General features: G+C 40.0%; 20 protein-coding genes and 1 other RNA gene. 14 read left to right on the forward strand and 7 right to left on the reverse strand.

Annotated elements, in window-relative coordinates; genetic code table 11:
* Positions 1 to 39: 39 nt before the first annotated feature.
* Complete coding sequence (locus J1905_RS15590; RefSeq protein WP_214228231.1) at positions 40 to 1,224, reverse strand: proline dehydrogenase family protein; 1,185 nt, start codon at positions 1,222 to 1,224, stop codon at positions 40 to 42.
* A gap of 122 nt (positions 1,225 to 1,346) precedes the next feature.
* On the opposite strand from J1905_RS15590, the gene J1905_RS15595 reads away from it, so the two are divergent.
* The 6 genes from J1905_RS15595 (at position 1,347) to aroC (ending at position 7,353) form a co-directional block, all read left to right on the forward strand.
* A complete protein-coding gene (locus J1905_RS15595) occupies positions 1,347 to 1,553 on the forward strand; it encodes an RNA-binding S4 domain-containing protein (protein WP_048906717.1) in 207 nt (68 codons plus the stop codon).
* Positions 1,553 to 2,632 (forward strand): 3-dehydroquinate synthase, encoded by a 1,080-nt coding sequence (gene aroB / locus J1905_RS15600; protein ID WP_214228232.1) that lies wholly within the window; start codon positions 1,553 to 1,555, stop codon positions 2,630 to 2,632. Before J1905_RS15595 ends, aroB begins: the two co-directional genes overlap by 1 nt.
* 329 nt (positions 2,633 to 2,961) lie before the next feature.
* Positions 2,962 to 3,795, forward strand: a complete 834-nt coding sequence (locus J1905_RS15605) for a prephenate dehydratase (RefSeq protein ID WP_214228233.1) — start codon at positions 2,962 to 2,964, stop codon at positions 3,793 to 3,795.
* Between the two features lie 46 nt (positions 3,796 to 3,841).
* A complete protein-coding gene (locus J1905_RS15610) occupies positions 3,842 to 4,981 on the forward strand; it encodes a chorismate mutase (protein ID WP_173093050.1) in 1,140 nt (379 codons plus the stop codon).
* Positions 4,982 to 4,983: 2 nt separating this feature from the next.
* The gene (gene aroA / locus J1905_RS15615; RefSeq protein ID WP_214228234.1) at positions 4,984 to 6,237 is read left to right on the forward strand and encodes a 3-phosphoshikimate 1-carboxyvinyltransferase; all 1,254 of its coding nucleotides are present in this window, start codon (positions 4,984 to 4,986) and stop codon (positions 6,235 to 6,237) included.
* Positions 6,238 to 6,261: 24 nt separating this feature from the next.
* The gene (gene aroC, locus J1905_RS15620; protein ID WP_214228235.1) at positions 6,262 to 7,353 is read left to right on the forward strand and encodes a chorismate synthase; all 1,092 of its coding nucleotides are present in this window, start codon (positions 6,262 to 6,264) and stop codon (positions 7,351 to 7,353) included.
* 108 nt (positions 7,354 to 7,461) lie between these two features.
* On the opposite strand, the gene J1905_RS15625 is transcribed toward aroC, so the two are convergent.
* Positions 7,462 to 9,885 (reverse strand): alpha-ketoacid dehydrogenase subunit alpha/beta, encoded by a 2,424-nt coding sequence (locus J1905_RS15625; RefSeq protein WP_214228236.1) that lies wholly within the window; start codon positions 9,883 to 9,885, stop codon positions 7,462 to 7,464.
* Positions 9,886 to 10,018: 133 nt separating this feature from the next.
* On the opposite strand from J1905_RS15625, the gene J1905_RS15630 reads away from it, so the two are divergent.
* From J1905_RS15630 to ssrA, 3 genes are all read left to right on the forward strand, one after another.
* Positions 10,019 to 10,408 carry a DUF1573 domain-containing protein gene (locus tag J1905_RS15630; RefSeq protein WP_214228237.1) on the forward strand — a complete coding sequence of 130 codons (390 nt, stop codon included), beginning with the start codon at positions 10,019 to 10,021 and terminating at the stop codon, positions 10,406 to 10,408.
* A 64-nt stretch (positions 10,409 to 10,472) separates the two neighbouring features.
* Positions 10,473 to 11,675, forward strand: a complete 1,203-nt coding sequence (locus J1905_RS15635; RefSeq protein ID WP_173093039.1) for a pyridoxal phosphate-dependent aminotransferase — start codon at positions 10,473 to 10,475, stop codon at positions 11,673 to 11,675.
* Between the two features lie 70 nt (positions 11,676 to 11,745).
* Positions 11,746 to 12,112, forward strand: a transfer-messenger RNA (tmRNA) gene (ssrA, locus tag J1905_RS15640).
* A 168-nt stretch (positions 12,113 to 12,280) separates the two neighbouring features.
* On the opposite strand, the gene J1905_RS15645 is transcribed toward ssrA, so the two are convergent.
* The 5 genes from J1905_RS15645 to J1905_RS15665 all read right to left on the reverse strand — a co-directional run bounded on the left by J1905_RS15645 (position 12,281) and on the right by J1905_RS15665 (position 17,096).
* Positions 12,281 to 12,979, reverse strand: coding sequence for a hypothetical protein (locus tag J1905_RS15645; RefSeq protein ID WP_214228238.1), 699 nt, complete (start codon positions 12,977 to 12,979; stop codon positions 12,281 to 12,283).
* 167 nt (positions 12,980 to 13,146) lie between these two features.
* Complete coding sequence (locus tag J1905_RS15650) at positions 13,147 to 13,365, reverse strand: hypothetical protein (protein WP_214228239.1); 219 nt, start codon at positions 13,363 to 13,365, stop codon at positions 13,147 to 13,149.
* 823 nt (positions 13,366 to 14,188) lie between these two features.
* The gene (locus J1905_RS15655) at positions 14,189 to 15,601 is read right to left on the reverse strand and encodes an Ig-like domain-containing protein (RefSeq protein ID WP_214228240.1); all 1,413 of its coding nucleotides are present in this window, start codon (positions 15,599 to 15,601) and stop codon (positions 14,189 to 14,191) included.
* A 12-nt stretch (positions 15,602 to 15,613) separates the two neighbouring features.
* A complete protein-coding gene (locus tag J1905_RS15660; RefSeq protein WP_214228241.1) occupies positions 15,614 to 16,249 on the reverse strand; it encodes a hypothetical protein in 636 nt (211 codons plus the stop codon).
* Positions 16,250 to 16,337: 88 nt separating this feature from the next.
* Positions 16,338 to 17,096, reverse strand: coding sequence for a hypothetical protein (locus tag J1905_RS15665; protein WP_214228242.1), 759 nt, complete (start codon positions 17,094 to 17,096; stop codon positions 16,338 to 16,340).
* Positions 17,097 to 17,753: 657 nt separating this feature from the next.
* On the opposite strand from J1905_RS15665, the gene J1905_RS15670 reads away from it, so the two are divergent.
* From J1905_RS15670 to J1905_RS15690, 5 genes are all read left to right on the forward strand, one after another.
* Positions 17,754 to 19,472 carry a sensor histidine kinase gene (locus J1905_RS15670; RefSeq protein WP_214228243.1) on the forward strand — a complete coding sequence of 573 codons (1,719 nt, stop codon included), beginning with the start codon at positions 17,754 to 17,756 and terminating at the stop codon, positions 19,470 to 19,472.
* Positions 19,473 to 19,476: 4 nt separating this feature from the next.
* A complete protein-coding gene (locus J1905_RS15675) occupies positions 19,477 to 20,121 on the forward strand; it encodes a response regulator (protein WP_214228244.1) in 645 nt (214 codons plus the stop codon).
* A gap of 3 nt (positions 20,122 to 20,124) precedes the next feature.
* On the forward strand, positions 20,125 to 21,936 hold the full coding sequence (locus J1905_RS15680; RefSeq protein ID WP_214228245.1) for a sensor histidine kinase: 1,812 nt from the start codon (positions 20,125 to 20,127) through the stop codon (positions 21,934 to 21,936).
* Between the two features lie 135 nt (positions 21,937 to 22,071).
* A complete protein-coding gene (locus tag J1905_RS15685) occupies positions 22,072 to 22,752 on the forward strand; it encodes a hemerythrin domain-containing protein (protein WP_214228246.1) in 681 nt (226 codons plus the stop codon).
* Positions 22,742 to 22,951: a hypothetical protein gene (locus J1905_RS15690; protein ID WP_214228247.1), complete on the forward strand. Its 210-nt coding sequence runs from the start codon at positions 22,742 to 22,744 to the stop codon at positions 22,949 to 22,951. The genes J1905_RS15685 and J1905_RS15690 overlap by 11 nt, the downstream gene beginning before the upstream one ends.
* The last annotated feature ends 16 nt before the right edge of the window (positions 22,952 to 22,967 follow it).

Genomic DNA, 22,967 nt, shown 5'->3' on the forward strand with positions numbered 1-22,967 from the left:
AACACATATTACCTTTTCAAAAGTTCATAGCTAATAATACTACAACCTTCTTCTTTTCTTCTCTTTCATAATTAAACCAAGCTCACGGCTCGTTTGTCCTGCGATTGAAGTATTTTCCTGCGCTCTTCTAAAAAGATACGGCATAACGGCTTTAACAGGCCCATAAGGGACGTACTTAGCCACATTATAACCTGCATCCGATAAATTAAAGCTCAAATTATCGCTCATTCCCAATAATTGTGCAAAATAAACATGAGGATGATTATGAGCCACTTTATTTTGATCAAGTAATTCAGCTAATAATCTGCAGCTTTCTTCATTATGAGTTCCACAAACAAAAGCAATCTCATCAATGTGAGCCATGCAATATCTTAAAGACTCATTATAATCAATATCAGATGCTTCTTTAGTAGGTTGAATTGGTGACGGATAACCCATATCCTCAGCTCTTTTGCGTTCTTTTTCCATATAAGCACCCCTAACCATTTTAACTCCCAAAATATAACCGGCAGCCTTTGCAATAAGGTGATCCGCTTTTAAGTCAGCAAGTTTATCATGACGGTACATCTGATAAGTGTTGTAAACAATAATGGTTTCTCTATTAAACAAACGCATCATATCAACAGCAAGCTCATCAATAGTTTTCTGAATCCATGTTTCTTCCGCATCAACCATTACAGGTACCTTTTTATCAAAAGCAGTTCTGCAAATCTTTTCACAACGTTGCTTTACTTTCTCGTATTCAGCTTCTTCAGCAGCCGTTAATGCTTGTTTTGCGTCTATCTTTTCAAGCAAAGCAAAACGACCAATTCCGGTAACTTTAAATACGGTAATAGGAATGCGTTTATCTTTTGCTGCCTGATCTATAGTCCTGATGATCTCTTCGCATGTAAAATCAAAAACAGCTTCTTCATCCTCACCCTCAACAGAATAATCTAAAATAGTACCTACTTTGCCTGAGGTAAGTTGGGATATTGTCTCTGAACATTCAGCAATGGTTTCTCCACCGCAGAAATGTTTAAAAATGGTAGCTTTAATAATTCCTTTAATTGGTAAGCCAATATTTAAAAACAAATTGGTAACCGGAGGGCCAACTTTAGTTAAAAAGTTACTGCTTATTATCTTAAAAAGCCAGTAGGCAGCATTTAATTCGGAATTAGATTTGTTGCGGAATGCAACTTCAGTATCATCAAAATTCAATGATTTTTTGGGGAATGTCTCCATTAGTGAATGTCAGTTAGTCAAATCGTTTGCAAAAGTATAAATTCCATAGCTACCACTGGTAAAACGCACTATAAATAATTGTAATTTCGACAGTAAAAAATTTTATCTAAGTTTGTCTTATAATGATACAATTTAAATTAGAAGGCGAATTCATTCCCCTTATTCAGTTGTTAAAAGCAACTGCACTTGTACAAAGTGGTGGCGAGGCCCAAACTGTTGTTGAAGACGGACTTGTAAAATATAACGGCAAGGTAGATTACCGCAAGAGATTGAAGGTGCGGGTTGGAGATGTAATTGATTTTATGGGTCAGAAAATAACAATCATTTAATGAACAAATTAAACAGTGCCGGACACACCATCCATTTCGAAGCGAATCTTGCACCATTGGTGGAAATTATAGAAAGTGATAAATACAGCAAAATCTTTGTCTTTGTTGATCGTAATACCTCTGAACTGTGTTTACCTCAGTTTCAGGAAATGTTGGGCGATTATAGCGGATTTGACCTGATTGAAACAGATCCGGGAGAAGAGAACAAAAACATAGATTTTTGTATCGGAATATGGAAAACACTATTAGATTTTGAAGCAGACCGTAAATGTCTGATGATCAATCTAGGTGGAGGTGTAATTACAGACATGGGCGGTTTTGTAGCTTCAACCTACAAACGTGGAATAGATTTTATCAATATCCCTACTACCCTACTTTCTCAGGTTGATGCATCTGTAGGTGGTAAAACCGGTATAGATGTAGACAACGTAAAAAACATGGTTGGAACATTTACCCTTCCTCAGGCCGTATTTATTGAAACATCTTTCCTTAAAACACTCCCTAAAAGAGAAATGCTTTCTGGTTTTGCCGAAATGATTAAACATGGTTTAATTGTAGATAAAGACTATTATGCTGAACTACAAAAGAGTGATTACGAACAAATTGAAGCTAGCGCCATTTACCGTTCAGTAGAGATTAAAAATGAAGTAGTAACCGAAGATCCTCATGAAAAAGGATTAAGGAAGATATTAAATTACGGACATACAATCGGTCATGCCGTAGAAACCTATTCGCTAATAAACGACGCAACCCCTTTAACCCACGGCGAAGCAATAGCTATCGGGATGATTTGCGAAGGTTACTTATCTGCTAAAAACAATACGCTAAGTAATGATGAACTTAACGACATTAGCACCTACATTTTAAAACTTTACCCTAAGTATCACATTAAGGAGGAAAGCTTTGACCAATTATTAGAATTTATGCAAAGCGATAAAAAGAATGAAAACGGACAAATTATGTTCTCATTACTAAGTCGCATTGGAGCATGTGATTTCAACTGTAGAGTATCAAAAACCGACATTTTGGATAGTTTTGCTTACCTAAACAACCTAACTTCTAAAGCGGAAAATGCCTAATATTTTGAACCACAACAAGAACCTTACAACAAACAATAAATAATTTTTTTAAATTAACTATTGACAAATTAAATTTTGTTAGTACATTTGGCAAAACGAAAAGGAAATTTAGAAACAACCATTAACAAATGCGAGTTTCATAACAACATAAAACAACAGGAATTTTGAAAAATATCACTACATATTGGTTTGGTTACTTTTACTACTTTAGTAAGAGCCGGGACTAATATGCAATAGTATCTAATAAGATAAATGTATACGAAAAGTCCCGGTCTAACGCCGGGACTTTTTTCGTTTTTCATAACCATTAAAAAAGGGAAAAAACGCTAATGAAAAAAGGAACAAGAGTAGCAATACAAGGCATTAAAGCTTCATTTCACGAAGAAGCGGCATTCAAGTTTTTCGGAAGAGACATTCAAACTATTGAGTGTAACTCTTTTAAGCAAACATGCGACGTTTTAAAAAATGATGAAGCTGACTTCGTAGTTATGGCAATCGAAAATTCAATAGCTGGCAGCCTTTTACCCAACTACACCTTAATACGCGAATACAATTTCGCTGTAGTAGGCGAAGTTTACCTAAGTATCCAACTTCACCTCATGGCATTGCCAGGTGTAAAGTTTGAGGATATTAAATTTGCTACTTCCCATCCTATTGCTATCCGTCAATGTGTTGAATTTTTCGAAGATTACCCACAAATCAAAATCATAGAGAGTAATGATACCGCGGCTTGTGCTAAGCGCATCAAAGATGAGCAGCTTACAGATACAGTTGCTATAGCAAACACACTAGCAGCTGAACTATACGAACTAAATATCCTTGAAAGAAGAATTGAATCTAATAAGAAAAACTTCACCCGTTTTCTGATCCTTAAAAAGGACAAAACTGAAGATGTAGATCCGGTTAATAAGGCATCTATTTGCTTTCAGGTAGGTAACCACGTTGGTTCATTGGTTAAGGTACTAACCATTTTTGCTGACCTGGACGTAAACTTAACCAAAATACAAAGCATGCCTGTTCTTGGAAAAAGAAACGAGTATTATTTCTATGTAGATATGGAATGGAAAAACATGGAAGCCTATGACAAAGCTGTTCGCCAAGCCCTTAAATACACAGTAAACTTTAATATACTGGGTGAGTACCAGAAAAACGACAAAGTATAAACAATCAATTTTAACATAAAAAATTAACATAAATAACCCCAAAACAATGAAATTACAATTAAACATTCAACCGCTTAACACCTGGCTTAACATCAACAATGAGCCTTTGATTATCTCAGGCCCTTGTAGTGCAGAAACTGAAGAGCAATTATTAACCACAGCTCATTTATTGGCAGCTACAGGAAAAGTATCTGTTTTAAGAGCAGGTATCTGGAAGCCACGTACTCGTCCGGGAGAATTTGAAGGTATCGGAAGCATCGGTTTAGAGTGGTTAAAAAGAGCTAAATTAGAAACTGGTTTACCAACAGCTGTAGAGGTTGCAAATGCTAAACACGTTGAAGAGGCTTTGGCTGCTGGCGTAGATATCCTTTGGATTGGTGCTCGTTCAACAGTAAACCCGTTTACAGTTCAGGAAATTGCTGATGCTTTAAAAGGTGTTGACATTCCGGTATTAGTTAAAAACCCTGTAAATCCAGATTTACAACTATGGGTTGGTGCTTTAGAGCGTATCAATGGTGCTGGTATCACTAAATTAGGTGCGATTCACCGTGGTTTCTCTTCATTCGAGAAAAGCTCGTTCCGTAACGAACCAATGTGGGAACTTGCTATCCAATTAAAAACTTTATGCCCAGAGTTGCCAATCATTAACGATCCAAGTCACATTTGTGGTAACAGAGAGTTAATTCCTTACATCTCTCAAAAAGCATTAGATTTAGATATGCAAGGTCTTATGATCGAGTCGCATGTTGATCCTTCTGTAGCTTGGACTGATGCTAAACAACAAGTAACTCCAGCTGCTTTATCTGAACTTGTTGATCGCTTAACCGTTCGTGAACCAGAAACTAAAAACGAAGCAATCTCTGATCAATTAGCTGATTTCCGTAAACAAATCGACAAAATTGACGATATCCTGTTACAAAAATTAGGTGAGCGTATGGCCATCGTTTCTAAAATTGGTGAGTACAAACGCGATAACCAGGTTACAATTTTACAAGTAAACCGTTGGGATGCTATTATTAACAAAGGAATTTCATTCGCAAAAGCATTAAAATTAGATTTAAACTTTACTGAGAAATTCTTAGAACTTGTTCATGGCGAATCTATCCGTAAACAAACTGAGATTATGAACGCTGGCAAAGCCGAAAAAGGAATTGCAGCAGAAGCACACACCGAAGTTAAATCTTAATAATGAGTAAACATGCGCTTGTTTCTTTTAAAGGAAACAAACAAATAGATACAGAAATTACACTTACTGGCTCTAAGAGTGAGTGTAACAGAGCATTAATTATCAGCTCTTTGAGTAAGGGGACTGTAAAAGTTGATAATATGTCGAATGCTGCTGATACTGTTACGTTAAACAGTATAATAAATAATATCTCGCAAAACAACCCACATCAACAAACCGTTGATGTGGGCCCTGCGGGTACTGCAATGCGTTTTTTAACAGCCATGCTTTCTACCCTACCTGGTAATTTTTTATTAACAGGAACAGAGAGAATGAAACAACGTCCCATTGGCATTCTTGCTGAAGCGTTAAAAAACATCGGTGCCGACATTACTTACCTTGAACAAGATGGATTCCCTCCATTAAACATCAATGGTCCGTTAAAACAAAGCGCTGATACTGTTAAAATTAAAGGCGACATCAGCAGTCAGTATATTTCGGCTTTATTGATGATTGCTCCTACTTTGCCACAAGGCCTAACGTTACAGATTGAAGGCGAGTTAACCTCACTTCCTTATGTTAAGATGACGTTGGATATGCTTGAAGAAGCAGGAATTTATCATGAATGGACTGAAAACAACATCACTGTTAAGCCACAAACATTTAAGTTGGCCACACTTGCTGTTGAGCCAGACTGGAGTGCTGCATCATACTGGTATAGCATAGCCGCTCTTGTTCAAAATGCTCAGATTGGCTTACCTTACCTGAAAGATAAAAGCTTACAAGGCGATAGTCGCATCAGAGAAATCATGACGGCTTTTGGTGTAAAAACATATAAAACCGATAAAGGAATCAACCTAACAACCTCCGAAACAAACTTCAACGATGAAATTCTTGATTTAAAAGATTGTCCGGATTTAGCACAAACCATCATTGTATGCGCTGCTGCTTTAAGAAAAAACCTTAAATTTACTGGTCTTGAAACCTTAAAGATCAAAGAAACTGATCGCATTTTGGCTTTACAAAATGAGCTTTCAAAGATTGGTGTAACTTTAAATGAAGACAACTTTATCTACACACTAAACTGTGATCAGCTAAGTTTCCCTGAAAAAGTTTCTTTCGCAACTTACGAAGATCACAGAATGGCGATGGCCTTTGCTCCGCTTAGTTTGTTAATAAATGAGGTTGTTCTGGAAGAAATGGATGTTGTAGAAAAATCTTATCCTGATTTCTGGAAAGATTTACAAAAGGCAGGATTTACAGTTACAGAGATTTAATTAAAAACACAAAATAATTCTAAAATGGCAGGCAATACATTCGGACAATTATTTCGCATCACTACCTTTGGTGAATCACATGGTGTAGCCATTGGTGTTATTTTAGATGGATGTCCGGCGCAATTGCCCATCGATCTTGATTTTATACAATCAGAGTTAGATAAACGCAAACCAGGGCAATCTAAAATTACTACGCAACGCAAAGAGAGTGATACAGTACAAATCCTTTCAGGAACATTTGAAGGCAAAAGTACAGGTACTCCAATTGCAATGCTTATTCCTAACGAAGATCAACGCAGTAAAGACTATAGTCACAATACTGACGTTTATCGTCCCTCTCATGCCGATTATACTTACGATGCTAAATATGGCATTCGTGATTATCGCGGAGGTGGTCGTTCATCAGCTCGTGAAACAGCTGCCCGCGTTGCTGCAGGAGCCATTGCCAAGTTGTTGTTAAAACACCATGACATTGAAATTTTTGCTCATGTATCCACAGTAGGCAAAATTGAAGCACCCAACCTTGAAAGTAAAAACATAGTTGATTTATTGGCTATCAGAGAAGAAAATATTGTACGTTGTGCAGATCCGGCTACAGCACATCAAATGATTGAATTTATTGATGGGGTTCGTAAAGATGGCGATACAGTAGGTGGAAAGATCAACTGTATTGTTAAAAACTGTCCTGTTGGTTTAGGCGAACCTGTATTCGACAAACTTCATGCAGACCTGGGCAAAGCGATGTTAAGCATCAATGCTGTTCATGGTTTTGAATATGGTTCTGGCTTTGCTGGAAGCGAAATGAGGGGTTCAGAACACAATGATATATTTTTAGCAAATGAAGGTCAGCCTAAAACGCTAACTAACTTTTCTGGTGGAATTCAGGGAGGCATTTCTAACGGAATGGAAATCAATTTCACGGTAGCCTTTAAACCGGTTGCAACAATAATGCACAATCAGCAAACGATAAATGCTGCTGGTGAAGCTGCAGAAATTAAAGGAAAAGGTAGACACGATCCTTGTGTTGTACCTCGAGCAGTTGTAATTGTTGAAGCTATGGCAGCATTAGTGCTTGCCGACCACTTGCTTCGTAACAAATCAAGCAAAGTATCATAAAAGAAAATCAACAGACTCAATTCAAGCTCTCATTAGGCAATAGTCTAAGCAGAGTCTGAGTTGAGTCTAACAAGTAAGCCACTCTGACAGGACTCTTTTTAATTCCTTTTAAAATATAGAAGGGTATTTTGATGCATTATGATCGTGCATAATTTTATACACTGCTTCGATAACATCATCAACAGATGGCTTACTAAAATAATCTCCATCAGTTCCATATGGCGGACGATGAGCTTTAGCGGTAAGCGTTCTAGGTTGTCCATCTAAATGATAGTAGCCATTTTGTTCTTCCAGCACTTGCTGTAAAATAAATGCAGCTCCACCACCCGGAACATCCTCATCAACAACCAACAATTTATTTGTTTTCTTTAATGATTCGGCACAGATATGATTTGTATCAAAAGGTAATAGTGTTTGCGGATCGATGATTTCAACCGAAATCCCTAGCTGAGCCAGTTCTTCTGCAGCCTCTTCTACTATTCTTAAAGTAGCGCCATAAGACACTATCGTAACATCAGTTCCTGTTTTTATTACCTCTGCCTCACCAAGTTGAACAGTGTATTCACCAACGTTTTCTGGTAGTTTTTCTTTTAACCTGTAGCCATTTAAACATTCAATAACCAATGCAGGCTCATCGGATCTGAATAAGGTATTGTAAATACCTGCCGCCTGCGTCATATTACGCGGCACACAAATATGTAATCCTCTAAGCGAACCCAAAATCATCGACATTGGAGATCCTGAATGCCATACGCCTTCCAATCTATGTCCACGAGTTCTGATGATAACAGGTGCTTTTTGTCCAGCTTTAGTTCTGTAAGATAAACTAGCCAGATCATCACTTAAAATATTAAGTGCATATAATAAATAATCAAGGTATTGAATTTCGGCGATAGGTTTTAAACCACGTAATGCCAAACCAATTCCCTGACCAACAATTGTCATTTCTCTAATACCTGTATCAGTAATTCTTAAATCGCCATACTTAGCTTGTAAACCTGCAAAGCCTTGGTTTACATCGCCTATTGCTCCTAAATCTTCACCAAAAGCTACTAAACGCTCATCACGTGCAAAATTTGAGTCGAAGCAGGCGTTCAGCAATTCACGGCCGTCAACCATTTTGCTTTCTTCACTATATTGAGCAGCAACTTGTTTAACTAAAAACGGACTGTCTATACCATCAGTAAATAGCTTAGAGTTATATCTATCTTCATTTAAAGAAGCTTGGCTATTGTACCAATTTATTAAGCTATCTCTTTCAGGAGAAGGATTGTTTATGCTAAAACGCAATGTTTTTCGTGCCGAAGAAACCACCTCTTTACGCATTGCATCTGGTGTACCAGCTAAGAGTGAAGCAATTTTTGTGATTGCAGGATTACCGTTGGCAATTCTTTTAATCATCTCTATTACTTCTTCTTTTTCAACTTTAATAGTTGCTAAAAACTCATTCCAGGCCTCTCTCTGCGTTTCACGTACAAATTTCTTTGCAGTTGCTTCCAGTTCAGAAATTTCTTCTTCAGTTATAATTGCAGATTCGAGCATCCATTTACGCATCTGTGGAATACAGTCGTATTCGCGTTCCCATTCCAAACGATCTTTATCTTTATAACGTTCGTGCGAACCTGAAGTAGAATGTCCTTGTGGTTGCGTAACCTCTGTAACGTGTATTAAAACAGGAACATGTTCAGTTCTGCAAACATCTATGGCGCGCTGGTAGGTTTCGCATAACGCCGGATAATCCCAGCCTCTTACTTTAAATATCTCGTAACCTGCCGATTCTTCATCTCTTTGGAATCCTTTTAAAACTTCTGAAATATCTTCTTTAGTAGTCTGGTACTTAGCTGGAACCGAAATTCCATAAGCATCATCCCAGATAGACATAGCCATTGGAATTTGTAAAACTCCGGCAGCATTAATTGCCTCAAAAAATACACCTTCGGAAGTTGATGCGTTGCCTATAGTACCAAATGCAACCTCATTACCATTAACCGAGAAATTTTTAAGGTAACTTAAATCAGGATTTTGTCTGTACAATTTAGATGCATAAGCCAAACCTACTAAACGAGCCATCTGACCACCAGTAGGAGCAATATCCGAAGAAGAGTTTTTTATCTCCGTAAGATCTTTCCAGCTACCATCTTCATTAAGAGAACGCGTAGCAAAGTGACAATTCATTTGTCGGCCTGCAGATGCCGGTTCAGCTTCTACACTTGGGTTTGCATATAATTGCGCAAAAAATTCTTTTAGGGTACAAATGCCTGTTGCAAAGGCAAAAGTTTGATCTCTGTAATAACCTGAACGCCAATCGCCGTTTTTAAAAGCTTTGGCCATTGCGATCTGAGGAATCTCTTTACCATCACCAAAAATGCCAAACTTCGCCTTGCCAGTCAACACTTCTTTACGACCTAATAAACTAGCTTGTCTACTCTCGTAAGCTATTTTATAGTCGTTAATAACAATCGTTTTGAAATCATCAAAACTTAACTCTGAAGCATCAATTGGGTTCGTTGTAAGTTTACTATTTGGCGTCATAAGCAAATCAGTTATTGGGCAAAGATACATAAATTCTAAAGTATGACTTAACGGTGTGAGTTAATTTATATATTGGAATACTTTTTGATTTGTAGTATAAAACATTAAATTTGTTTTTAAAACCCCACATAAGATGAAAAAGTTATTATTACTATTTACATTGATTTTAGGAATAAGTGTTGCATCAAATGCTCAATCTAAACCAGCTGAGTTTAAATTTGACAAAGAAACTTATGACTTTGGAAAAATCCCTAACAACAAACCTGCAACTGTTGATTTTAAATTTACTAACATTGGAGATCAACCTTTGATCCTTACCAAAGTTGAAACAACTTGTGGTTGTACAGTACCTGAATACACAAAAACTCCAATCAAAAAAGGAGAGACTGGAACTATAAAAGTTACCTATAACCCTACTGCAGCATTGCCATTTAGCAAAAGCATTACCATAACTTCTAATGCTAAAACCACTACTAAAGTTCTTTATATTAAAGGCGAAACAGTAGCTGGAAGTACTAAATAGAATCCAATAAAGATATTTCTTGTAAAAGACCTCGTTAATCAACGAGGTTTTTTACTTTTGTACCATGCCAAGGATCTCAGAGAAAGGGGTACAAATGCCCGCTTCACCAATTAGAAAATTAACCCCATTTGCTGATCAAGCAAAAAAGGACGGAAAAAAGGTGTACCATTTAAATATTGGACAACCTGATATAGCCACGCCTGAGGTTATGTTAAATGCGATCAAAAACATTAATTTTAATGTTTGGGCCTATACTCCATCTGAAGGTACCTTAAGTTATAGAACTAAGCTTGCAGAATACTATAACAAACTGGGTTACAATATTACCCCTGAAGATATTCTTGTTACAGTTGGTGGCTCAGAAGCCATCACTATTGCCATGCAAACCTGTATTAATGAAGGTGATGAAATCATTGTTCCTGAGCCTTTTTATGCCAATTACAATGGTTTTGCCTGCATGAGTAATATAACTGTAGTACCAATATTATCACATATTGAAAATGGTTTTGCACTCCCTCCTATTGCTGATTTTGAAAAGCTAATAACCGACAAAACCAGAGGTATTATTATTTGCAATCCTAATAATCCTACCGGCTATTTGTATTCAAGAGAAGAGCTTGAGGCACTTAAAGAGCTTTGCTTAAAGTATGATCTTTTCTTGTTTTCTGACGAGGCATACAGAGAGTTTTGTTATGATGGCAGAGAGTTTATCTCTCCGGTATATCTGGATGGCATCGACGAAAACGTAGTTGTGATTGATACAGTTTCTAAGCGTTATAGCGCTTGTGGGGCAAGATTGGGATGTATCATCACCAAAAACAAAGAAGTAATACAATCGGCTTTAAAATTTGCACAGGCAAGGTTAAGCCCAGGTATGGTTGAGCAAATTGCAGGAACCGCAGCTGTAGATACTCCTGATAGTTATTTTGAAGAGGTAAACAAAGAATATACTTTAAGAAGAGATACATTAGTTAAAAGACTAAACAGCATTGAAGGTGTGTTTTGTCCTAATCCGGGTGGCGCATTTTATGTAGTTGCAAAACTACCGATAGATGATGCTGATGAGTTTTGCCAATGGATACTCGAAAGTTTTTCTCACAACGGGGCAACCATTATGATGGCTCCTGCTACTGGATTTTACTCGACAGAAGGCTTTGGAAAAAATGAGGTAAGAATGGCTTACGTTCTAAACACTACCGATCTTAACAATGCTATGGATTGTCTTGATATTGCATTAAAACAATATCCTGGTAGAACTATGGCATAATTTTAGTACTTTTGTTTCAAGTTGATGGTTGGAAAGGATTAGTTAACCACACACCATCAGCACATATAATGGGCTCGTTCTGGATTTGACAGGGTGGCGCTGAGTATGTAAGCATGCAGTGCGTTGTACGGAGAGCACTTAAAAGATAACGTTCACACTATAATTGGCGAAAATAACTACGCCTTAGCTGCCTAATTTAGAATTAGATAAGCTTTTGTTCCTCTAACTGCTGCATCGTTAGGTTAGAATCTGGAGCATCGAAATAACGGAGCTGGCATTTGTAAGGTACGCTACATTTGCGAGATAAAGTACCTAAGGTGAAAGGTTAGGTCGGTTTCCAGCCCGCCAGATCCCTACAATTAATTGGAAAATAAGCATGAAGAAAGCATAATTTATCACACAACTGGACAAGGGTTCGACTCCCTTCGGGTCCACTTAAAGAGACGCCAAACTTATGGCGTCTCTTTTTTATTCAAAACATTTTACTGAAATACAAACAGTTAAAAACATAAACAACTCGCACAACTATTCGATCCTACAATCTAACAGCTGTTTATAAACACCGTAGCCGTTGATATCCTTTTTCCTGATGGATTAAACCCATACTAATAAGTATAGGTGATATCAGTTTTAACACTTTTAACAAGATTTCCATCCGGATCCAGCTCATCACTCTGGCATTTTATAGATGTTAAATCTCCTGAGTTCTGAGTATAACTTATAATTGCCGAGGATCTTAAGGACTGAAATTCTGTAAGCTGTTTTGAAGAAAATGCCTGTAAGGAAAGCGAAATAAGTTCATTCACTAAAATGGCTTTTGCAGGGAAAATTGGATTTTTCAATACAAATATAGGAATCACACTCCCATAAACCCGACCCTTTTGATCGTTATACTGAAAACTTATAGAAGTTTTTAAGTACCAGGAATTTGTTAGTGCTTTAATTAATTTTCCTTCACTTACCTGAAGTTCAAGAAAAGTTAAATCATTAACATTTGTTGCTATTGTGGTAAAACCTCCAATAGTCGTGCAGGTCAATGGGAAGGATTTGATTACACCTGAAGTATTTGTGACTTTAAATTCTGCATTCGATAGTACATTGTTATTTGAGTAATTCAAGACAAGTGTATAATGCAAATCTCCTGCATTATGTTTAATGCGACTAATCTGTGTACTCAGATAACTATAGGTATAGCCAAATCTGAAATCAGCTGAACCAACATAAGACACTTGTCTGTCCGGACCATAATTGACTATAAAATTTTGCTCGAATTGACCATCATCTGTCTTAATAGACTTGATCATCTTCACTGGGGACAGTTCAGGTTCTTTCGGGATGTTTTTTTTGCAACTGCTAAAAATGGCTCCCAACAATATTAATTTTAAAATTGAACCGACTATTCTGGCTGAACATTTCCTTTTTAGATAGTTCTGTTTTTCCAGGCAGTGACTAATTACCATTTTATAGGATCTTATTTTTGCGGTTCAGTTGATTTCATATATTGTTGCACTTCTCCATCTCCTATTGGGACCACCAATACTTTCTTGCCATTTATTTCCTTAATACTCCAATTGTCCCTAACCATTTTCTTGGGGATATAGCTCTGTCGATGTATATTTTTTAGTTTCTCCAAATCCTGGAGAATTGCTGGAACTGCAGGAATTGTATGATCTGTAATTTCCATTGGCATAGGACATTTCAAAGGGTTTAATATTAAAATTGAATTCTCTGTTTTTTTAAATAAAATATTTTAATCAAAGTTATCTTGGCCAACTATAAAGGGAAATAAGCTATATCAATCATATTTGTGGGTACTACTACCCATTTTCAATCTATTTATGTTAATTATATTTGAATATGATTGTAACCCTCACCTCCAAATACCTGCATTTTCACTTTCCTGAGTTATTTTTCATCTACGATTCTAGGGCGCAGGAAGCCATGAGACAATTCAGAATAAGCTCTCTTCTGAAGACAGGAGACCGGTCAGCAAATACGATTTGGACGAGGATTACATTAAATTTTCGGATCGCTTCATGAAGCTAAAATCAAAACTGGAAAAGGAAGAAATCCGACTCAGAAACCCTGAACTTGACAACCTGCTGATCGAACTAGCCAATGAGCAGCTGAAAGCCAAACGCCTGACTTCCCAAAACCAGCGAAGGATAAAAAAATTATCATCACACTAGAACAATTCATTGGAAAAAGGGACTTAAATTATAATTTAGACTTTTCTTCATTAATCGTCCTTATTAACAGTAAAAACTGATCTAGCGATTCGATAATATCCCCCTCATTGCCACCAGAAAAAAGGCAGCTCCTGTCGAGCTGCTTTTTTTGCATATATACAACTATCATTCAAAGAGTTACGCTAAAACCATAAATTAGCTACATTAAACCTAACCAGCTAACATATAATAGCCATAGTTAGCTGTCATATATTTATATTAAATAAAAAGAATGATCCCCACTCAAGCCGGGTTAAGGCCCATTACTAAACCAATACTGAGCGATCAGATATCAATACGTCGTTCATAACGCTTTCCTTTCAACTCAAATACATACCTTACAAATGGTCGATATATATTCTTGACCGCACATGGGTGTGTCTGATACATACCCGGCGAAATAATTGGCTTCTGATAATTGCCTAGGATTACTTCGCCTGTATGTGACACCAACTCAAAGGAAATCAACTGAATAGGCATGGAATATCCATTTGTGATCAAACCCGATAGGTTTGCCGATACATACCCATTGGTCGACACCCGATTAGTGACCGTCACTTGGGTAAATACCCATTCCTCCGGATTCATAACCACCACTTCACAAATTGCCTGCACTCGGGGGTTATTGACAGAGATTGCCGAAATGATAGCCCGCCCTTTCCCTTTGGCAATAACCTGACCCCGCTGATCTACGGTAGCAACGCTGATATTGGAAGAATTCCATTTCAGTGATTTATCCTTTGCATGCTCAGGTAGCACAGTTGCTCTTAATACATGTTCATGTTCCAAAACTAAGGATAATATAGAGGAGGACAATACGATTTGCTGCACCTGTGCAGGTTTCACAGTGACCTGGCAGGTTGCGGTCTTCTGTCCATCAACAGTAGTCACCCGGATCGTAGTTGTCCCCTCCTTTATTCCCAATACCCTTCCCTCAATCACACTGGCGACCTGCGGATCTGCTGACGACCAGATTAATCGCTGATCAGTCGCATTTGCTGGCAAAATCCGGGGGACCAAACGTGCCCCCTCTCCAACGGATACAGTCGTTTGAGGGACATTTAAAGAAACCGATTCAACTGATACCGGAGCTACTTGTATGGTCAGTACTGCTTTTATAGCTGTTCCTTTGATCAAGGCAACAATTTCCACTGCTCCTGCACCAACGGCCAAGACTTTACCCTCAGACACCCTACAGACAGTCTCATCTGAACTAGACCATTCGATTTCGAGCTTGTCTATATCACTTGCATCCTGCGGTTCTATCGCATAAGCAATTTGGGTTTCCTCTCCCACTAGCAGAGAAGTTTTCTCAGCCTGCAGCCGCAGCGCTTGTGGCAAGATTGGCAAAACCCTGATCTTTATACTGGCTGTTAAACCCAATTCTTTGGCAACTACCGATACTTCGGTTTCTCCTACCCGATACCCATACACCACACCGTTTTCCACCCTTGCCACCTGAGCATCCAATACAGACCACTCATAGCCCGGTGCTTTCAATTCGGATGGCGAATGGAGCACCTTCAGCTCAGCTGTATGCCCGACAGCCACCGTCATCAGATTTTCCTTAAACTGTATTTGAGTCACCCTGGTCGGCCTCGGGATATCCCTATTCCGACTACAGGCCGACAGGATGATCAATAAAAGCAACATCCCACCAAATCCGAATGGCTGTCTTGCTGTTAAAATAGTTAACATATGCTTTAAGATTTATTTCTGCGGTTCTGTTGATTTTTCATAATACTGTTCTTCTCCATCTCCTATTGGAACCACCAATACCTTCTTGCCATTGATCTCCTGGATACGCCAATTGTTCCTCAGCATTTTCTTTGCAGGATACAGCTCTGCGGAGGTATATTTTTTGGATTCCCCAAATCCCGGAGGATTGCTGGAACCACAGGTATTAAAAGACCGGTAATTCCCGCTGGCATAAAACATTTCAAAGGTTTTAGCAGCAGGATCGATCTTCACTGTTCCTTCTTTATAACCCAAAACCTGGGTTCGGCAATAAGTAGAAGTACTGGTATAATAGAAATACTCCTTTGCGCGACCATCCTTATACAGCATATAACCTACAGCAATCTCATTCGCCGGTCCCTGGTAGCTGCCATCATAACCCCAGAAATTACCTATAGAGCTCACCCCGGCTATCCAGTAGCCTACAAGTTCATCAGGTACAGTAGATCTGGGATGGTTTCCATAATCACCTTCAGTATCCACCGGAGCGGCATTAGACTTTTTACAACTATACACCATACCAAGCAGCGTGGCTATAGATAGTAAAAGAATTGGTAAAAATAAGCGTATTGGTCGCTTATCGATTTTTATTACGTTGTTCGTTTTCATTTGATTTTTTGTTGAAATTGAATAAATAGCATTTTAGTCGTTTAGGGGGATCCTTGCTCTGTCCGTTCCTCCCTGGATGTCAATTCCCTTAAGGATTGTACACTCTGGCTCTAAACCTGCCTTTTACATGGGTAGTTTCTAAAAGCAATGGGCCAATACCGGCATTAGACACTGTAAAATTACCTTCCACCCATTTATTGTCCATTTTAGTAATGTTGATGCTGCCACCACTAGGCAGCAGTTCCTTTTGTATTGGATCGACATAGCTGCTTACATAACCGCCATTTCCAACCAGAAAATGGAACTTATTTCCCGTAGCAGTCAGATCATAAGCATAATTCCCCACACCCCCGGTCCAGGTCAAAAGGAAATGACCACCACCTTCATCTTCAGGATTAGAAAGCAGATACCTCTGTCCGGATTTTACAGCTGGTGTCACCGGGAATTTTGTAAACGAACTACCACCAATAGTCAGTTCCGCCCATCCATCACCCATAATCTCGATATTGGACAACAACATAAACGTACCAGTCACAGGGGCATTCAGGGCCAGGCCCACCGTCGCATTAGTAAAGCCGTTCACCGTAGCAGGTGCCTGATAAGTCACCGCATTTCCGTTTGAGCTGATGAGATTCCCCGGCCCCGTCAAATTCCAGGATTTAACATATTTTGAAGGCAGCGGCACCGGAGTTCCTACCGGATAACCCGGCTCCACTCCCCCTTCACCGGTAAGTGGCACCAGCAGATCCTCGTATTTCGACTCCGTATAAATCAGCGCTTTAACCACCTGTTTATCTCCTGGCTCCAGACTAGCATTAAGCGGTGAAAGTGACACCCGGTTCATCATAGACCAATCGCTGAAATGTGTCGTCTTAAACGTCACCGTCCCTCCCTCGAGATCATAATTGCTCGTTCCCACAAACTTCCATACCCCGCTGGCCATCTGGTAAGCAAATCCAAATGTCTCGACCATCGCTACAGAATCTGCTTCCGCCGAAAATGCATAAATCAGTGAAACCGGCTTTTCAAAGTGCAGATCATGGGGTGTAAGTCTAAATGACTGCCCTACACCGGCGACATTAGTTCTTGTAATGGGTTCAATACCAATGGTCGTTTCCTCTTTCAACGCACCAGCTGGTATATTAATACTCAGGCTACATTCCGAAGATATGAGCACTCCACCAGCCGGTCCAATACGTCTGCTGACCACAGCTCCCGTTGAAACTCCCTTAGGCCGAACCAAAGCCACAACCGCAGCATTTTCTTCATCCATAGGTTTTACTTTATCCTTTTTACAGGCGAGTATGCTTAACACACACAAAACACTCATCAGGTATACATGTAACTTTTTCATATTCAAATTTTTATTGCTATCGTATTTGTATCATAAATAATCCGGGGTCAAAATTACCCCGAGGATCTGAAGAGATAAATAAGCGACATTAATCATATTTATAGGTACTACTACCCATTTTCAATCCCTTTATCTTATTTATATTTGAATATGTTTCCAAGGCGTATCATCTGTCTACTTATCCTACTGGCCGCAAGCCTAACTGTTGCGGCAAAAGAGATCGTGCTAGGTAACGCAGAAGCATTTTATAAACTCAAAGATGCCCAGCTCAGCAAAAATGCCCTCTGGATCAACATCACTCTGAAAAATAATTCCGGCTCCAACGACTGGTACATCCAGGTACCACCACCGGTAAACGAAGTAGACCTATATACAGAACAAACCGGTGGCGGGTTTAAACACCTGAAATTGAATGATAAAGTACTTTATGCCAACCGTCCGGTAAAAGTGAACGGATTTATTCTGCCCTTAGCACTCAAGAATGGTGAAAGCAAACACTATTACCTGCGCATCAAAAACAATTATAAGCTGAAAGTCCCCATATACGCCGGCACGCTGGAAGCGATTTACGAGGAAGAGCATTTTAAAAATATCGTCAACGGTTTTATGTTCGGGGCTTTACTGGCCCTGATGATCTACAACCTGTATATCTACATCGCGACCAGGGACAAATCCTACCTCTATTATTTAGGTTATCTGTTTTTCAGCATCCTGTTTTTACTGATCTGGAACGGCTATTTTATCCAGTGGCTACCGGCCTGGAGCTTAAGACTGCTCACCGGCTCCTGTGCTATCGCACTTGCATTTAGCATACTGTTCAGCAACGGCTATCTGCGTACACATCATTATGCACCAATCCTATTCAACAATAGTAAATGGCTGGTCATTGTATTTCTGCTCCCTATACTCATTGATCTGCCAGGCTATTCTGTACTGGCATTTCAACTCCTGCAGGGCTGTTTAGTGATCGCAGCTGGGTATTGGCTGACTACCGGTTATTACAGTTTAAAAAAAGGATTTAAACCCGCTGCCTATTACCTTGCCGCGTTGGCTTGCCTGCTGATCAGCTACGGCTTTTATGAAGGCTTCCACTCCTCAATGAGCCTTCAAATGGGGCTTTGCCTTCAGGCACTAGTACTCTCCTTCGCCCTGGCCGTAAAACTGAACGATGTAAAAAAACAAACCATGCGCTTGCAAACCCAGATGCTAGACCAGACTGCCGGTTTCTCCAAACAGCTCCTCCTTGCACAAGAAAATGAAAAAGAAAGCATCACTGCTGAGCTGAACAACCGCGTAGGACAACAACTGGTAGTGCTCAAAAACGATATATACGTGTTGGAAAAACAAAGCCGAGGCGCAAACCCAGACCTGTTTAACAGCATCACCCAGGATATAGGCAAGGCCATTGAAGAAGTTAGTAACGTATCTTTCTCTCTCCGGCCCTATCAAATGGATACCCTCGGATTGAAAAGTTCCATAGAACGTCTGGTGGAGGATATAACAAACGACACCCCAACCACAATTCATCTGGATATAGCTGAGTTGGATCAGCTACTGAACAAAGAGGGACAGATGAATATTTACAGAATTATCCAGGAACTGCTCAGCAACCTGATCAAACATGCCGGTGCTACCGATTGCAACATCCGCATTAAAGCAGCAGCACATCATTTAAACCTGTATTACCAGGACAACGGAAAAGGATATGACACCAGCGATCCTTCATCAGGCCTGGGTCTGTCTGGTATCCGCGAACGCTGTAAACTCTTACAGGCAGAACTTAAAATGAGCAGCATACCGAACACCGGCACCAAAGTTTATATAAAAACACCTATAGAAAAAAATATTGCTACGCAAACTAGTGTATAAAAACATGAATATAAAAACAACCATATTGATCGCAGATGACCATCCGATATTCCTCAAGGGGCTGAAAGAAGTCATAGAAACTGAACCCGGATATGAGGTTATTTTTGAAGCCAAAAACGGTTTGGAAGCACTCGCTATTGCCCGAACTCGTCATCCCATGGTGACCATACTGGACATAGACATGCCGGAAATGAATGGACTCGTAGCCGCCGAAGAGCTGATCAAAATTATTCCCGAGGCAAACATAATCCTGCTAACCATGCATAAGGCAAAAGACACCTTCCTCCACGCACTGGATGTTGGAGTTGCCGGTTATGTATTGAAAGAAAATGCCGTAGTCGACATCATTCAGGCCATAGAGGCAGTCATAACGGGAAATTCTTACATCAGTCCTGAAATGAGTTCTTTTTTGTTGAGCCAGCGCAGAGCGGCTAGCAGCAATCCTACTGCCAATGAACTGCTAAATACCCTAACCCCTTCTGAAATGAAAATACTGAAAATGGTTGGCAGCTATAAAAGTACCAAAACCATTGCAGATGAACTGTTCATCAGTGAAAAGACCGTATCCAATCACCGGATGAATATCTTGAAAAAACTAAACTTGAACGGCAAAAACAGCCTGCTGCGTTTTGCCATCGAACACCGCTAACAAATGAGCAAGGGGTTAACCAAAGTTTTTCTAACGATACTGATCCTAAACCTGTCAGGTTTAAGGACAACTTACGCCCAGAATATCGTATTGAAAGACCCTGAAAAAAGCTATCCCCTTACCCATCCTTTATTCCTGGTTGATCCAGAGAACAACTTGGAAGCGAACCAGCTACCGGATCGTAAAAACTTCAAACCCTCAAAGTTCCCGACCTTGTCTTTAGGTGCAACAACTGCCTCGGTATGGGTTAAAACCCGCATCCTTAACCAAAGTAATAAAACAGACTGGCATATCCAGGTCGACTCTCCCCCGGTACTGCAATCAGTAAGCGTTTATCAGAAAAGAGCAGGCAGCCTGATTAAAATATTTACCAGCTATGCCGACAAACCCAAAGCAACCGGCGAAGTACGGGTAAACAACCTGCTGATTCCCATTTCCATCCCGATTCATACCGAGGCAGAATTTTACATCCAGGCCAGCAGCAATAATATACTCCGGCTCCCGATCAAAGTCATCACATTACAAAATGCCTTTGAACAGAGCCACCTCAGCGATTTATTGAATGGCATTGTCTTCGGCATGCTCATGGCTTTTGCCATTTACAACTTCTTTGTCTACATACTCACAAAAGAACAGCCCTATCTATATTATTTGGGCTATATATTTTTCTGGAGCCTGAACCTGTTTTTCTACAATGGCTTCCTGCCGGACATCCTGAGCTCGCTCATCTGGTTAAACAGTGCAGGCACCATCATTGCCATTGCTAGCCTTTTGAGTATCTTTTTTACCAACTCATTTTTGCAGACCAAAAAGAACAGTCCTTTTTTCTATAAAATCCGGGGACAGATGTGCTTGCTTTCTCTGCTCATTTTATTGACCGACATATTCTGGAAAGGTGCCTATTCCTTTATACTTGTACAATACTTAATGTACCCCTATTTCATCTACTGGTTTGGAGCAGGCGTACAGAGCTTAAGAAATGGATACAAACCTGCAATTTATTTTATACTGGGATTCGGTCTTCTGATGCTGGGCAATGCGGTGTATAATTTAAAAGACCTTAATATCCTGCCCGATAACCTGTTTACCCGCACCAGCATGCACTGGGGAACGCTGCTGGAAGCCTTGATCCTGTCATTCGCCCTAGCCAACAGGCTCAATTTTTACAGGAAGCAGCAGGAGCTGATCCAGCTGAAAACCATTGAAGAAAAAAGAGCCTTTCTTAAAGAACTCCTCCAGCGACAAGAACAGGAGAAAAAACGCGTAGCTATGGAACTGCACGACAACATTGGCCAGCAGCTGATCCTGATCAAAAACAGATCCTGGCGCCTGCAACAACTCAGCGAAGCAGCCCTAAAAAACCAAGTCAGCGGCCCAATAGCGCAGGTTGCAACTATCATGGCAGAGGTACGTGGTATCCTCCATCGGCTGAGACCTTATCAAATGGACCTACTGGGACTAACCCAAAGCATCCACGGACTCATCACTGATACCTTCGCAGACCATCACCTTGAGCAGGGAAAAACCGATGAGATCAACCAACATTTCAGCACCGACGAGTCCATACACATCTTCAGGATCCTACAACTGTTAACCGATGGCATCATGGCCAGCAAATCCACCCAGCAAATCCGCTATGCCATCATCCGCCAAACCTCCAGTGTAGATTTCCAGTTTGACCTGCAAGACACCCAGCAGCCACTGGGCAATTCCCCGGATATCCACAACAGACTGGAACTACTCAAAGGCAGCATCAGTGTTCACCACAGTCAAAGCACCACCCAAATCAAGGTCAATATCCCATTTACCCAATAAAATAGGCAGTAATACCTAGATACTTGAACAGTATCCCCTATTCCCCGCCCCCCTTTTCCGGCTTAATTTTGAATCATATTTCAAACCTGCACTGATTTAGATCAGCAATTGAGAAATACTAAAATTAAGCTATACATGGAAGAGATCAGATTTAACCTATTTAAAAGCGCACATAAAGGACTAAGAGCCCTGCTTGCCGATACGCTCTTGCAACTTCAACAGACAGATTTTCTAATTGAGGCGCAGGCAGAGGCCGCCATCGAACGCATCAAACTTGTTTTGCTACTGATGCACAGGCATATTAAATGGGAAGATGATGTTGTTTTCCCAAAATTGGGTGCAGAAGCGCAAAGCATGATCGGCTATTTTACCAGCCAGCACTACCACACCGATGCTTTAACCCTAGACCTAGACATCCTGATCTGCGGCTTTGAAGAAGCAAAAGCCAACACCGAAAAAGAAGCTGTAGCCAATAACCTGCTGACTGCCTTTGTCGAGTTTATGGCCTATAAGCTCAACCATATGAACACGGAAGAACAGCTGATCAACCCTTTACTGTGGTGCAGCTACAGTGACCGGGAACTCCAAGCGCTCCAATTGCTGCATCTGGACCAATCCACAAGCAAAAGTGAACACGTTTTCCTACAATGGATGCTCATCCACAACACCAACAGGGAACTGGCCGGCTGGCTGAACAGCATGAAACAAAAATCAACATCAACCCATTTCAACCTGGTGTACGCACTGGCTCAAGAAGTACTCGCACCGGAAAGACTGGAATCCATCAATTTAAACGTATACGCAAATGACAATTAACAACCGACTTGCCCAATACGCCGCAGGCATTTTCTTCCTGCTCGCCTGCTGCGTGCAGCTTACACCATACTATAGCGATGCCCATCAAGCCCCTTCCAGGATTAAGGTTAGCGCAGGCACCACAAATGAAAGCTCCTCAACAGGACATCAGATCAGAAAAATCAGCCTGGAAATCTCACTGTTCACCCATCTGTTTTAAACAAAAACCAGCATAA

Origin of the sequence: Pedobacter sp. B4-66 (assembly GCF_018492665.1) — a bacterium.
Taxonomy (GTDB): domain Bacteria; phylum Bacteroidota; class Bacteroidia; order Sphingobacteriales; family Sphingobacteriaceae; genus Pedobacter.

Excerpts from the sequence above, each read along its gene's own strand:
- aroB (WP_214228232.1), top strand. The coding sequence starts at position 1,553 with ATGAACAAATTAAACAGTGCCGGACACACCATCCATTTCGAAGCGAAT.
- J1905_RS15655 (WP_214228240.1), bottom strand. The coding sequence starts at position 15,601 with ATGTTAACTATTTTAACAGCAAGACAGCCATTCGGATTTGGTGGGATG.
- J1905_RS15660 (WP_214228241.1), bottom strand. The coding sequence starts at position 16,249 with ATGAAAACGAACAACGTAATAAAAATCGATAAGCGACCAATACGCTTA.
- J1905_RS15595 (WP_048906717.1), top strand. The coding sequence starts at position 1,347 with ATGATACAATTTAAATTAGAAGGCGAATTCATTCCCCTTATTCAGTTG.
- J1905_RS15690 (WP_214228247.1), top strand. The coding sequence starts at position 22,742 with ATGACAATTAACAACCGACTTGCCCAATACGCCGCAGGCATTTTCTTC.
- aroA (WP_214228234.1), top strand. The coding sequence starts at position 4,984 with ATGAGTAAACATGCGCTTGTTTCTTTTAAAGGAAACAAACAAATAGAT.
- J1905_RS15665 (WP_214228242.1), bottom strand. The coding sequence starts at position 17,096 with ATGATGAACCGGGTGTCACTTTCACCGCTTAATGCTAGTCTGGAGCCA.
- J1905_RS15605 (WP_214228233.1), top strand. The coding sequence starts at position 2,962 with ATGAAAAAAGGAACAAGAGTAGCAATACAAGGCATTAAAGCTTCATTT.
- J1905_RS15590 (WP_214228231.1), bottom strand. The coding sequence starts at position 1,224 with ATGGAGACATTCCCCAAAAAATCATTGAATTTTGATGATACTGAAGTT.
- J1905_RS15675 (WP_214228244.1), top strand. The coding sequence starts at position 19,477 with ATGAATATAAAAACAACCATATTGATCGCAGATGACCATCCGATATTC.
- J1905_RS15650 (WP_214228239.1), bottom strand. The coding sequence starts at position 13,365 with ATGCCAATGGAAATTACAGATCATACAATTCCTGCAGTTCCAGCAATT.
- J1905_RS15635 (WP_173093039.1), top strand. The coding sequence starts at position 10,473 with ATGCCAAGGATCTCAGAGAAAGGGGTACAAATGCCCGCTTCACCAATT.
- aroC (WP_214228235.1), top strand. The coding sequence starts at position 6,262 with ATGGCAGGCAATACATTCGGACAATTATTTCGCATCACTACCTTTGGT.
- J1905_RS15630 (WP_214228237.1), top strand. The coding sequence starts at position 10,019 with ATGAAAAAGTTATTATTACTATTTACATTGATTTTAGGAATAAGTGTT.
- J1905_RS15645 (WP_214228238.1), bottom strand. The coding sequence starts at position 12,979 with ATGATCAAGTCTATTAAGACAGATGATGGTCAATTCGAGCAAAATTTT.
- J1905_RS15680 (WP_214228245.1), top strand. The coding sequence starts at position 20,125 with ATGAGCAAGGGGTTAACCAAAGTTTTTCTAACGATACTGATCCTAAAC.
- J1905_RS15610 (WP_173093050.1), top strand. The coding sequence starts at position 3,842 with ATGAAATTACAATTAAACATTCAACCGCTTAACACCTGGCTTAACATC.
- J1905_RS15685 (WP_214228246.1), top strand. The coding sequence starts at position 22,072 with ATGGAAGAGATCAGATTTAACCTATTTAAAAGCGCACATAAAGGACTA.
- J1905_RS15670 (WP_214228243.1), top strand. The coding sequence starts at position 17,754 with ATGTTTCCAAGGCGTATCATCTGTCTACTTATCCTACTGGCCGCAAGC.
- J1905_RS15625 (WP_214228236.1), bottom strand. The coding sequence starts at position 9,885 with ATGACGCCAAATAGTAAACTTACAACGAACCCAATTGATGCTTCAGAG.